This window comes from Enterobacter mori, from assembly GCF_025244905.1.
In the GTDB taxonomy this organism is placed as follows: domain Bacteria; phylum Pseudomonadota; class Gammaproteobacteria; order Enterobacterales; family Enterobacteriaceae; genus Enterobacter; species Enterobacter mori_A.
This window is the reverse complement of sequence record NZ_CP104285.1, coordinates 1,761,900-1,774,728: the sequence shown is the minus strand read 5'-3', so window position 1 is coordinate 1,774,728 and position 12,829 is coordinate 1,761,900. Positions and strand designations below refer to the sequence as shown.

Here is a 12,829-nt window from a genome sequence, read left to right as displayed (position 1 = left end):
CCCGTCACAACTACAGCCCCTTCAGGAGCTTATCCACAAAAGCTGGCACCACTTCACTTGCCAGACCATAGTGCTTCTCTTCAAACTCACTGCCTACCTGGCTCGGCTCAAGATTAAGCTCTACCGTATGCGCGCCCTGGAGTTTAGCCTCGTGAACAAATCCCGCCGCCGGATAGACGTGGCCGGAGGTGCCGATGGCAATGAACACGTCCGCCATCGCCAGCGCGCTGTAGATCTCATCCATGCCCAGCGGCATTTCGCCGAACCACACCACGTGCGGGCGTAAACGCGCAGGAAACTGACAGCAATGGCATTTGTCTTCAGGCAGCACGTCCTCTTTCCAGTCCAGCACCTGACCGCTCCAGGCGCAGCGAACCTTGAGCAGCTCGCCGTGCATGTGGATGATGTTTTTGTTACCCGCCCGCTCGTGCAGGTTATCAATATTCTGCGTCACCAGCAGAAAACGATCCCCCAGCACCTCTTCCAGCTTAGCCAGCGCCAGATGCGCCGCGTTCGGCGCAATCTCAGGCTGCTGAAGCTGACGACGGCGAGCGTTGTAAAACGCCTGCACGAGATCCGGATCGCGGGCAAAGCCTTCCGGCGTCGCCACGTCCTCGACGCGGTGCTCTTCCCACAGCCCGTCTGCCGCACGGAAGGTTTGAATTCCTGACTCGGCGGAGATCCCCGCCCCGGTCAGTACCACCACTCTGGGTTTATCCATCGCTTCTGGCATTATTCTGTCTCTGAAAAAGATCCGCTGGCGCAAGCGCTCTCGTAAGCGGCGTTTGTTTTTGCGAAAACGGCTGAGTCGACCCTGGCGACGCGACAGCATAAAGACCTCGTAAACTAATCGGTGAGATGAAGGAATGCGGCTCCGCGCATGCCTCCTGCGTCCCCGTGTCGCGCGCGTTCAATACGCGGCACGCGGGCAACCGGCAATAAATGTCGGGGCAAACGCCCGGACAGCCGTTCCGTAATCGCGGTAAAGTTTGAAAGCCCTCCCCCGATCACCAGCAGATCCGGGTCGACGATGGTGAGAATATTTCCCAGACACACCGCCAGCAGATCAAGATAGCGCTCTACGTGCTCACGCGCCTGCGCATCTCCTTGCTCCCACAGAGTAATGATTTGAGGGGCCTCAAGTTTCTGATGATAGAAGTGTTCGTAAAGCCATGCAAACCCGCGGCCGGAGAGGTAGTTCTCAATACAGCCGTGCTGGCCGCAGCCGCAGCGGGTCAGTGGAAAATCACGCCCGACGACATCCAGCGCATCCACCGGCAGACGGATGTGACCGAACTCGCCGGTGATGTAGCTGCGCCCGGTAATCGGCTTACCGTTGATCACAATACCCCCGCCGACGCCGGTACCGAGGATCAGCCCCATCACCAGTGGATACCGACGGAACTCATCGTCCCAGGCTTCGGAGAGGGCAAAACAGTTGGCATCGTTATCTAAACGCACGTCGCGTTCAAGGAGGGCAGAGAGATCGGCGCGCAGCGGTTTACCGCTGGCGGCGGGAACATTGGCGGCATACAGCGTGCCATCGTCGGTTTCGGGCATGCCCGGAATACCAATGCCGACGCTGCCTTTCACACCAAAGCGTTCATCGGCTTGCGCCACCAGCGCGGCAATGGCTGTTAAAAATTCATCGTAGCTTTCGCGCGGCGTGGGAACGCGGGTTTCCCACTGCAGTTTGAGGTCTTTATCAAACACGCCGAGCGCAATCTTGGTGCCGCCAATATCAAATCCGTAATACATGATGCATTCCTCTGCTTGATCCAGCGGCCTAAAGACCGCTAAACCATGACGAAATTACTGGCCACTTAGTACCCTCGCCGGATCAATTCGGCTTGCGCGACGTGCCGGATACCAGCTTGCCAGCAGACTCAGTAAAAGTGCTGTAACCAGCACATAAAAAACATCCAGCCAGTGCAGTTCAGACGGCAGGAAGTCAATAAAATAGATATCACCCGACAGGAACTGGTGGCCGATAAGCTTTTCAATCCCGTTGATGATTGGGGTCAGCTGCAGGGAAACCACCACGCCAATCACCACGCCGCACAGGCTACCGAACAGCCCCGCCAGCAAACCGTACCAGACGAAGATGGCGCGAATAAGGCCGTCTTTCGCCCCGAGGGTACGCAGCACGGCGATGTCGCCGCTCTTGTCCTTGACCGCCATCACCAGCGTCGAGACGATATTAAAGCACGCTACACCAATCACCAGCACCATCGCCAGATACATAATGGCGCGGATCATCTGGATATCACGGTACATATACCCGTAAGTGCCGATCCAGCTTTTGATGTAGACATAGTTATTGGTCACGCTGCCCGCATCACGCACAAGTTTGTTGGCGTTAAAGACGTCGTTCACCTTAATGGCAATGCCCGTCACGCTGTCGCCCATGTCGAGATACTGCCGCGCATCCTCCATCGGCACCATCGCAAAGCTATGGTCAAGCTGACCGCTCAACTGAAGAATACCGGAGACGTGCAGGCGCACGCGTTTCGGCTGCTGCAGTTTGTGATCGGCGCTGGCGTTCGGGATCATGATCGACACCCAGTCGCCCTGCTTCACCTTCAGGGCATCTGCAACGCCTTTACCCATGATGATCTGCTGCTCGCCAGCCTTGAAGTTGGCCCACGCGCCGTTCTGCACATAGTTCGGCAACGCGCTCAGGCGTTCTTCCTGGGCCGGGTTAACCCCTTTCACCTGGATGGCGCGCAGGTTTACCCCGCTCTCCACCAGCCCGGTGAAGTTAATGTAGGGCGCGGCCGCGGCAATGCCCGGTACTTTTTCCACTTTAGCGAGCGCATCGCTCCAGTTGCTCCACGGCTGGTTGACCGGTTCGATCTCCCCGTGCGGCACCACAGCCAGAATGCGGTTGTTCAGCTCGCGCTCGAAGCCGTTCATGGCGCTTAAGCCGACAATCAGCACCGCCACGCCCAGCGCAATACCGATGGTGGAGATCACGGAGATAAGCGACACCATGCCGCCGCGACGGCGACCGCGGCTAAAACGTAAACCGATGAGTAGCGATAACGGTGACGCCATTACTCTGCTCCCATCAGGGTCAGTTCCGCGTTCAGATGGCCGTCGCGCATCTCAAGCTGGCGCCCCATGCGTTTTGCCAGCTGCAGATCGTGGGTCACCACCAGAAACGCGGTGCCCTGCGAGGCGTTCAGCTCGCCCAGAAGCTGGAAGATACTGTCCGCATTACGCGCGTCGAGGTTACCGGTAGGCTCATCCGCCAGCACCAGACGCGGATTGTTGACCAGCGCACGGGCAATCGCCACGCGCTGACGCTCGCCGCCGGAAAGCTCCGACGGGCGGTGATTACCGCGATGGCCGAGCCCTACCGCTTTCAGCATATCGCTGGCGCGGGCGTTAATTTCTGCCGGTTTCTTTTTGCCAATCAGCAGCGGCATCGCCACGTTTTCCAGCGCCGTGAAGTCCGGCAGCAGGTGGTGGAACTGGTAGATAAAACCCAGCTCGCGGTTACGCAGCTCGGCTTTCGCGGCGGAGGACATTTTGCTCATCGGCTGGCCGGAGAAGATCACGTCACCTTCAGTTGGCGTATCCAGCCCGCCCAGCAGATGCAGCAGCGTACTTTTGCCTGAGCCGGAGCTGCCGACAATCGCCATCATCTCGCCTTCGCCCACGCTAAAGCTCACATTGTGCAGCACGTCGGTCTGCACAGTGCCTTCCTGATAGCGTTTGGACAGGTTGTCGCATTGCAACAGGATCTTATTCATAACGTAAAGCCTCAGCGGGTTGAGTGGCGGCAGCGCGCCAGGAAGGATAAAGCGTAGAAAGCAGCGCAATGGCCATCGCGGCCAGCGCAATCCCGACCACCTGCAGCGGCTCGATAGCCACCGGAAGCGCCGCGCCATCAAGCAGCGCGCCGATGATCGGCATTAAGTTATTAAGCTGGCTGGCAAGCAGTGCGCCGAGCACGGCACCGAGCAGCGCGCCGATGATGCCTGCGCTTGCCCCCTGAACCATAAATACCGCCATGATCTGGCGCGGCGTGAGCCCCTGGGTTTGCAGAATGGCGACTTCACCCTGCTTCTCCATCACCATCAGGCCCAGCGAGGTGATGATGTTAAATGCCGCCACGGCGACGATCAGGCTCAACAGCAGCCCCATCATGTTTTTTTCCATGCGCACAGCCTGGAACAGTTCGCCTTTACGGTCACGCCAGTCCTGCCATTTGGTGCCTTCCGGCAGCGTTTGCTGGCTGAGGGTATCGACCTTGAGCGGCTGATCGAGCCACAGGCGCCAGCCGGTGATATTCCCTGCAGGGTAGCGCATCAGGCGCGATGCATCCTGAATGTTTACCAGCATCTGATAGCCGTCGACTTCGCTGTTGGCGGCAAAGGTACCTATCACGTTGAACAGGCGCTGGCTTGGCAGGCGGCCCATCGGCGTAAACTGGCTGGCAGACGGCACCATCACGCGTAGCTGATCGCCACGGTTGACGCCGAGCTGCCCGGCAAGCTGTTCGCCGAGGATGACGTTGTATTTACCGGGCTGCAGATCGGATTGCTTTACGTTAACCAGATACGGCGTCAACGGATCGTTTTGGACTGGATCAATCCCCAGCATGACGCCGACCGCCACGCTACGGGCGCTTTGCAGCACGACATCGCCGGTGGTTAATGGCGCAACGCGCGTGACACCCTGTAACTTCGCTGCGCTTTCCGGCAGCTGTTGCGGGTTTACGGAACCGTTGGTTGAGGAGAGAACGGCCTGCGGCATCAGCCCCAGGATATTGTTTTGCAGCTCGCGCTCAAAGCCGTTCATGACGGAAAGCACCGTCACCAGTGCCATCACGCCAAGCGTAATGCCAATAGTCGAAAGCCAGGAGACAAAGCGACCGAAGCGGTCCGCGGCGCGCCCACGCATGTAACGTAAGCCTATGAAGAGTGCGACAGGTTGATACATGAAATCCGTCTGTTTGCTGATAGCAGACCCACGAGTATATAAGCGAATCCGTTAAGCGTAAATGACTGAAACCGTAAGCTTTGGTAATCATTTTTCCGAAAAACTCAGATAAATCAGGGTGGTACTTTCGGTTTCTTCTCTGCACACCCTCCACCTTTTCCGAAAAACGTCCCGATACAGACAGTTACCCGTTACATCTCACTGCCATTTTAGAACAATTGCCCGTTCGTTTATGGCAAAACAGGTATTGGTTACCGATGAAACAAAAAGCATTATGGATTAATCAGATAAAGGGGCTGTGCATCTGCCTGGTGGTGATTTACCACTCGGTCATCACCTTTTATCCTCATCTCAGCGGGCTGCAGCATCCGCTGTCAGGGCTTCTCGCCAAATGCTGGGTCTATTTTAACCTGTATCTCGCTCCGTTCCGCATGCCGGTGTTCTTCTTTATCTCCGGCTTTCTGATCCGCCGATACATTGATGAAGTGGACTGGCGCACCAGCCTCGACAAGCGCATCTGGAGCATCGTCTGGGTGCTGGCGCTATGGGGAATACTGCAGTGGCAGGCGCTGACCCACCTCAATGCCTGGCTCGCACCGGAACGTGAACTGGCAACCTCCTCAAATGCGGCCTACGCCGACTCTGTCTCGGGCTTTATTCTGGGTATGCTCACTGCCAGCACTAGCCTGTGGTATCTGTATGCCCTAGTGGTCTATTTCACACTGTGCAAACTGCTGAGCCGCTGGAAACTGCCTGTTCTGGGCCTGCTGGCGCTGGCGAGCATTGCCATTAACTTCCTGCCTCTGCCGTGGTGGGGAATGAACAGCGTCGTGCGTAATATGATCTACTACAGCCTGGGCGCGTGGTACGGTGCACAGCTTATGGCCTGGATGAAGGGGCTGGAGATACGTCGCGTCTGGCTGGCGGTGGTCGCGTTCGGAGCGGTGTCCGTGGTGCTGTGGTTTGCAAACGTTCCTCTCCCGCTCTCCCTGCTGTCGATTGTGCTGATCATGAAGCTTTTCTACAGCGTTGAGCAACGTTATGCCGTCCATCCCGGAAACCTGCTGAATGTGGTGGGTTCGAATACCATTGCGATTTACACCACGCATCGCATTTTAATAGAGGCATTCAGCCTGTTCCTGATTGGTGAAATGAATGCCGCGTACTGGCCGATATGGGCCGAGTTAACGCTGATTCTGGTCTATCCGTTCGTCAGCCTGCTGGTCTGCACCCTTGTAGGACTTGGCATACGCAAGATTTCCACCGCTCTCTTTGGCGATGTCTTTTTCTCGCCACCCGCTACGCTCTCCCCGTCAACTGCGACCCGTTGATGTCCTCTCCGCCCCCTTTTCAGGGGGCGAATTGCCTTCCATACGCTTACGATTTGCTAATGCAAAACGATCGAGGATAATAAAGACATTGCGTATCAGTGATATGCCCCAATACTGTTGGTATATCCATAAGAGACTCTGACATAGCCATGCCTGAACACTATCGCTTTACCTTGCCTGTCAAAGCAGGCGACCAACGCCAGCTGGGCGAACTCACGGGCGCGGCGTGCGCCACGCTGGTGGCAGAAATCGCTGAGCGCCATCCCGGCCCGGTGGTACTGGTTGCTCCGGATATGCAAAATGCCCTGCGCCTGCATGACGAAATCCGTCAATTTACCGATAGCCTGGTGTCCAGCCTGGCTGACTGGGAAACGCTGCCGTATGACAGCTTCTCCCCGCATCAGGAGATCATCTCTTCACGCCTGTCAACGCTGTATCAACTTCCGACCATGCAGCGCGGCGTATTAATTGTGCCGGTCAATACGCTGATGCAGCGCGTCTGCCCGCACAGCTATCTGCACGGTCACGCGCTGGTGATGAAAAAAGGCCAGCGCCTGTCGCGTGATGCCCTGCGCGCGCAGCTTGACGGTGCCGGTTATCGCCATGTGGATCAGGTGATGGAGCACGGGGAATACGCCACCCGCGGCGCGCTGCTCGATCTTTACCCAATGGGCAGTGACCAGCCGTATCGCCTGGATTTCTTTGATGATGAAATCGACAGCCTGCGCGTGTTCGACGCCGACACGCAGCGCACGCTGGAAGAAGTAGAATCCATCAACCTGCTTCCTGCACATGAATTCCCGACGGACAAAACCGCTATCGAGCTGTTCCGCAGCCAGTGGCGCGACAGGTTCGACGTGAAGCGTGATGCCGAGCACATTTATCAGCAGGTCAGCAAAGGCACGCTGCCTGCCGGGATCGAATACTGGCAACCGCTGTTCTTCAACGAGCCGCTGCCCGCCCTGTTCAGCTACTTCCCGGCAAACACGCTGATTGTAAACACCGGGGATATTGACGCCAGCGCCAGCCGCTTTGAAAGCGAAACCCGCGCTCGCTTCGAGAACCGTGGCGTGGATCCGATGCGTCCACTGCTGCCGCCGGAAACGCTTTGGCTGCGCACCGACGAGCTCAACGCCGAACTGAAGCGCTGGCCGCGCATGCAGCTCAGAACCGACTCGCTGGCGGATAAAGCGGCCAATACCAATCTGGCGTTCCAGACGCTGCCGGATCTCTCCATTCAGGCGCAGCAAAAATCCCCGCTGGATAAACTGCGCAAGTTTCTGGAATCCTTTACCGGGCCGGTGGTGTTCTCCGTTGAAAGTGAAGGTCGTCGCGAAGCGTTAGGCGAACTGCTTGGCCGCATTAAGATCGCGCCAAAGCGTATTTTGCGGCTGGACGACGCCACCGGAACGGGCCGCTATCTGATGATCGGTGCCGCTGAGCATGGATTTATCGACACGCTCAATAACGTGGCGCTGATTTGCGAAAGCGACCTTCTCGGCGAGCGCGTGGCGCGTCGCCGTCAGGATAGCCGTCGCACCATCAACCCGGACACGCTGATCCGCAACCTGGCCGAACTGCATCCCGGCCAGCCGATAGTTCACCTCGAGCACGGCGTCGGACGCTACCAGGGGATGACCACTCTTGAAGCGGGCGGCATCAAAGGTGAATACCTGATGCTGACCTATGCCAACGACGCCAAACTCTATGTGCCGGTCTCGTCCCTGCACCTGATCAGCCGCTATGCAGGCGGTGCCGAAGATAATGCGCCGCTGCACAAGCTGGGCGGTGACGCCTGGGCGCGCGCGCGCCAGAAGGCGGCGGAGAAAGTGCGCGACGTGGCGGCCGAGCTGCTGGACATCTACGCCCAGCGTGCGGCCAAAGAAGGTTATGCGTTTAAGCATGATAAAGAGCAGTATCAGCTGTTCTGCGACAGCTTCCCGTTTGAAACCACACCGGATCAGGCGCAGGCCATTAACGCGGTGCTGAGCGACATGTGTCAGCCGCTGGCGATGGACCGCTTAGTGTGCGGTGATGTGGGCTTCGGTAAAACTGAAGTCGCCATGCGCGCCGCCTTTCTGGCCGTGGAGAACAACAAGCAGGTGGCGGTGCTGGTTCCCACTACCCTGCTTGCCCAGCAGCACTTCGACAACTTCCGCGACCGCTTTGCCAACTGGCCGGTGCGTATCGAGATGCTTTCACGTTTTCGCAGCGCCAAAGAGCAGACGCAAATTCTGGAACAGGCCAGTGAAGGCAAAATCGATATTCTGATCGGCACCCACAAGCTGCTGCAAAGCGACGTGAAGTGGAAAGATTTGGGGCTGCTGATCGTCGACGAAGAGCACCGCTTCGGGGTACGTCATAAAGAGCGCATCAAAGCGATGCGTGCCGACGTCGATATTCTGACCCTGACCGCAACGCCAATTCCGCGCACGCTGAACATGGCGATGAGCGGCATGCGCGATCTGTCGATTATCGCGACGCCACCGGCGCGCCGTCTGGCGGTAAAAACCTTTGTCCGCGAGTATGACAATCTGGTGGTGCGCGAAGCGATCCTGCGTGAAGTGCTGCGTGGCGGTCAGGTGTACTATCTCTACAACGACGTGGAAAACATTCAGAAAGCGGCGGACAGGCTGGCCGAGCTGGTGCCGGAAGCGCGTATAGCCATCGGTCACGGGCAGATGCGCGAGCGCGAGCTGGAGCGGGTGATGAATGATTTCCACCACCAGCGCTTCAACGTGCTGGTGTGTACAACCATCATTGAAACCGGTATTGATATCCCGACTGCGAACACGATTATTATCGAACGCGCGGATCACTTTGGCCTGGCACAGCTGCACCAGCTGCGCGGGCGCGTCGGGCGTTCGCACCATCAGGCCTACGCCTGGCTGCTGACGCCACATCCGAAAGCGATGACCACCGACGCGCAAAAACGTCTGGAAGCCATTGCCTCGCTGGAAGACCTTGGCGCAGGCTTTGCGCTGGCGACACATGATCTCGAGATCCGCGGTGCCGGTGAACTGCTGGGTGAAGACCAGAGCGGCTCGATGGAGACCATCGGCTTCTCGCTCTATATGGAGCTGCTGGAAAATGCCGTCGATGCGTTGAAAGCCGGACGCGAGCCGTCGCTGGAAGATTTAACCAGCCAGCAAACCGAGGTGGAATTGCGTATGCCTTCTCTGCTGCCAGATGATTTCATTCCTGATGTGAATACCCGTCTGTCATTCTACAAACGTATCGCCAGCGCGAAAAAAGAAAACGAGCTGGAAGAGATTAAGGTAGAGCTGATCGACCGCTTTGGGCTGCTGCCGGATGCCGCGCGAAATCTGCTGGATATTGCGCGACTCCGTCAGCAGGCGCAAAAGCTGGGCATTCGTAAGCTCGAAGGAAATGAAAAAGGCGGCGTGATTGAGTTCGCGGAAAAAAACCATGTCGATCCGATGTGGTTGATTGGTTTGCTGCAAAAACAGCCGCAGCACTTCCGCCTGGACGGCCCGACGCGACTGCGTTTTACTCAGGAACTGACAGAACGCAAAACCCGCATGGACTGGGTGCGCAACTTTATGCGCCAGCTTGAAGAGAACGCTATCGCGTAATCTTCTCCCCCGTTAGCGCCTGGCTAACGGGGGACAATTTACAAACTCTTTGCACTTCACCCGATCTTCCCGACACACCTGTTCGCCATAATTATCCTTAACTCTTTATAAAACAATAACCTTATCATTTATACGGATTATGATGATGACCGCTTCGCGTTTCACTCGCTGGATCACCCTGCTTGCGCTTGCCGCTACGGTAGCCGTTGCGCTACCTGCTCGCGCAAACACCTGGCCCCTTCCCCCCCCTGGCAGCAACGTTGTCGGGCAAAACCGTTTTCATGTCGTTGAAGATAACGGGGGTTCGCTGGAGGCCATTGCCAAAAAATATAACGTCGGCTTTCTGGCCTTGCTGCAGGCCAACCCCGGTGTCGATCCTTACGTGCCGCGCGCTGGCAGCGTGCTGACGATCCCGCTTCAGACCATTCTTCCTGATGCACCGCGCCAGGGGATCGTGATTAACCTTGCCGAGCTTCGACTTTACTATTATCCGCCGGGTAAAAAAGAAGTGACCGTTTACCCTATCGGTATCGGCCAACTGGGCGGCGACACACTGACGCCAACCATGGTCACTACCGTGTCGGATAAACGTGCTAACCCAACCTGGACACCCACGGCAAATATTCGCGCACGCTATAAAGCTCAGGGGATCGATCTGCCTGCAGTCGTGCCAGCGGGCCCGGACAACCCAATGGGTCATCACGCGATCCGCCTCGCGGCATATGGTGGGGTTTATCTGCTGCATGGAACGAATGCGGATTTCGGCATCGGTATGCGCGTCAGTTCCGGCTGTATTCGTCTGCGCGATGACGACATCAAGACCCTCTACAGCGTGATTACGCCGGGCACAAAAGTGAATATTATCAACACGCCGATTAAGGCCTCGGAAGAGCCTGGCGGCGTACGGCTGGTTGAAATTCACCAGCCATTATCAAAACACCTCGGTGACGATCCGCAGACGCTGCCCATTCCACTGAATGCTGCGATGGTGAGCTTTAAATCAAATACGAACACCGATAGCGTGGTGATGGAGCGCGCGATGGAAGCCCGGTCAGGAATGCCAATCGACGTCACGCGACATGGAGATGCCACTCCGCAGTCAATGTAAGTACCAAAAAAAACGCCCTGCAAATGCAGGGCGTTTTTTATAGCAGTGGCATAAATGAGGGTTTAGCCGGGCTTATTTATAAATAACAGCAGTACCGTGCAGGGTGTTAGGGCCGGTCACTGAGGTGATACGGAACGATTTCGCCCCCATCTCATCCGCTTTCTGCGCCAGTTGATCTTCCAGAGAGCCCAGGTTTGTCCCCGCGTTTGCAGAGATGGTACCCACTTTTTGTTGGTCAGCAGGAGTAGATTGTACTTCTACAGCGGCGAAGCTTGCGAAAGAGAGTGAGCTAAGTACAGCAGCAGCGATCAGGGTTTTTACGTTTTTCATGATATTACCTTTAGGCAGATGAATTGGGCGTCGTAAGTTATTTACTTAACGATCGATAGGTAAATGATAGATGTGATCCAGCTCACACGTCAACATGTTTTTATAACGACCGTTAAATTAATTTTATTTTCGTTAATTTTCATACCCATATGATTAATTTATTTTTAAGCAAACTACTCTGGTCTCGGGATGGGTTTATTTTTATAATGGTCATTCAACAAACCAACTGAGGACCAACGGCAAATGACAACCGAAGTCACGAGTTGCGCAAAGAAAAGCCGTGGCCGACCAAAAGTGTTCGACAGGGATGCGGCGCTCGATAAGGCCATGACACTCTTCTGGCAACATGGGTACGAAGCAACCTCGCTTTCCGATCTGGTAGAAGCGACCGGTGCCAAGGCACCCACGCTGTATGCGGAATTTACCAATAAAGAGGGTCTGTTCAGGGCAGTGCTGGACAGATACATCTCGCGCTTTGCGGCAAAACACGAAGCGCAGCTTTTTTGCGAAGAGAAAAGCGTTGAGCAGGCGTTGCAGGACTATTTCTGTGCCGTCGCGACCTGCTTTACCAGCAAAGACACACCCGCGGGCTGTTTTATGATCAACACCTCCGCCACGCTTGCTGCTTCGTCTAAAGAGATTGCCAATACGGTGAAATCACGCCATGCCATGCAGGAGGAGACGTTAAGTACGTTTCTGGCCCAGCGGCAGCAGCGGGGTGAAATCCCGGCGCACTGCCGCCCGCAGGAACTGGCGCAATACCTGAGCTGCATTCTACAGGGTATGTCCATCAGCGCCCGTGAAGGGGCTACGCTTGAAAAACTGCAGGGTATTACGCAAACCACGCTGCGTCTGTGGCCTGAACTGCTTAAGCTTTAAGGCAAAAAAAAGCTCCTCAGCCTGAGCGCATGAGGAGCTAAGTTCAGAGAACATCTTTTTTACACTTTGTTGTTCAGTACCAGCTGACCATTGTTGTCCAGAGGGATCTGGGTGCCAGGGTCTTTATCCATGCGGATTTTGCCCTGCTGGTCGCCAATTTTGTAAGTTACGTCATAGCCCAGCATTTTTTCGGACTTGTCATAAACGGTTTTGCAGCGCTGCTGCGTAGTGGTGTACGTGTCGTTGTCCTGCATCGCGCCCTGCACCTGGTTACCGGCATAGCCGCCACCCAGCGCACCCACGACCGTCGCCACATCTTTGCCTCGCCCGCCACCAAACTGATGACCAATCACGCCACCGGCTACGGCACCAAGAACTGAACCGGCAATGCGGTTTTCATCCTGCACCGGACGACGGTGAGTCACGGAGACGTTACGACACTCCTGACGAGGGGTTTTCACGGTTTCTTTAATCGGAGTAGCGGAAACGACCTGCGCATACTGCGGGCCACGATCAAGTACGTTGAGACCGGCTACGGCAGCCACACCTAGCGCAGCAGCGACGCCAATCCCTATACCCGCCAACATTGATTTATTCACGGGACTTCCTCCTTTGTTGCTATTGGAAACTATTTT

11 protein-coding genes are annotated in these 12,829 nt (G+C 56.3%); 4 read left to right on the top strand and 7 right to left on the bottom strand.

What is annotated here, in order from left to right; all coding sequences use genetic code 11:
- Positions 1–10: 10 nt before the first annotated feature.
- The 5 genes from cobB to lolC are packed head-to-tail and all read right to left on the bottom strand — an operon-like array spanning position 11 to position 4,950.
- On the bottom strand, positions 11–832 hold the full coding sequence (cobB, locus tag N2K86_RS08350) for a Sir2 family NAD+-dependent deacetylase (RefSeq protein WP_260661121.1): 822 nt from the start codon (positions 830–832) through the stop codon (positions 11–13).
- 14 nt (positions 833–846) lie between these two features.
- Positions 847–1,758 (bottom strand): N-acetylglucosamine kinase, encoded by a 912-nt coding sequence (gene nagK / locus N2K86_RS08345; RefSeq protein ID WP_260661120.1) that lies wholly within the window; start codon positions 1,756–1,758, stop codon positions 847–849.
- A gap of 54 nt (positions 1,759–1,812) precedes the next feature.
- Positions 1,813–3,057, bottom strand: a complete 1,245-nt coding sequence (gene lolE / locus N2K86_RS08340; protein ID WP_260661119.1) for a lipoprotein-releasing ABC transporter permease subunit LolE — start codon at positions 3,055–3,057, stop codon at positions 1,813–1,815.
- Complete coding sequence (gene lolD, locus N2K86_RS08335; protein ID WP_010429765.1) at positions 3,057–3,758, bottom strand: lipoprotein-releasing ABC transporter ATP-binding protein LolD; 702 nt, start codon at positions 3,756–3,758, stop codon at positions 3,057–3,059. Before lolD ends, lolE begins: the two co-directional genes overlap by 1 nt.
- The gene (gene lolC, locus N2K86_RS08330; protein WP_260661118.1) at positions 3,751–4,950 is read right to left on the bottom strand and encodes a lipoprotein-releasing ABC transporter permease subunit LolC; all 1,200 of its coding nucleotides are present in this window, start codon (positions 4,948–4,950) and stop codon (positions 3,751–3,753) included. The genes lolD and lolC overlap by 8 nt, the downstream gene beginning before the upstream one ends.
- A 257-nt stretch (positions 4,951–5,207) precedes the next feature.
- Here lolC and N2K86_RS08325 point away from each other — a divergent pair, with 257 nt between their 5' ends.
- The 3 genes from N2K86_RS08325 (at position 5,208) to ldtC (ending at position 10,985) form a co-directional block, all read left to right on the top strand.
- Positions 5,208–6,281, top strand: coding sequence for an acyltransferase family protein (locus N2K86_RS08325; protein ID WP_260661117.1), 1,074 nt, complete (start codon positions 5,208–5,210; stop codon positions 6,279–6,281).
- A 149-nt stretch (positions 6,282–6,430) separates the two neighbouring features.
- A complete protein-coding gene (gene mfd / locus N2K86_RS08320) occupies positions 6,431–9,877 on the top strand; it encodes a transcription-repair coupling factor (RefSeq protein WP_260661116.1) in 3,447 nt (1,148 codons plus the stop codon).
- A gap of 142 nt (positions 9,878–10,019) precedes the next feature.
- Positions 10,020–10,985 carry a L,D-transpeptidase LdtC gene (gene ldtC, locus N2K86_RS08315; RefSeq protein ID WP_260661646.1) on the top strand — a complete coding sequence of 322 codons (966 nt, stop codon included), beginning with the start codon at positions 10,020–10,022 and terminating at the stop codon, positions 10,983–10,985.
- A gap of 72 nt (positions 10,986–11,057) precedes the next feature.
- On the opposite strand, the gene bhsA is transcribed toward ldtC, so the two are convergent.
- Positions 11,058–11,315, bottom strand: a complete 258-nt coding sequence (gene bhsA / locus N2K86_RS08310; protein ID WP_006174713.1) for a multiple stress resistance protein BhsA — start codon at positions 11,313–11,315, stop codon at positions 11,058–11,060.
- 243 nt (positions 11,316–11,558) lie between these two features.
- Here bhsA and comR point away from each other — a divergent pair, with 243 nt between their 5' ends.
- Positions 11,559–12,194 (top strand): TetR family copper-responsive transcriptional repressor ComR, encoded by a 636-nt coding sequence (gene comR, locus N2K86_RS08305; protein ID WP_260661115.1) that lies wholly within the window; start codon positions 11,559–11,561, stop codon positions 12,192–12,194.
- 59 nt (positions 12,195–12,253) lie between these two features.
- On the opposite strand, the gene N2K86_RS08300 is transcribed toward comR, so the two are convergent.
- Positions 12,254–12,793 (bottom strand): glycine zipper 2TM domain-containing protein, encoded by a 540-nt coding sequence (locus N2K86_RS08300; RefSeq protein ID WP_029485037.1) that lies wholly within the window; start codon positions 12,791–12,793, stop codon positions 12,254–12,256.
- Between the last annotated feature and the right edge of the window lie 36 nt (positions 12,794–12,829).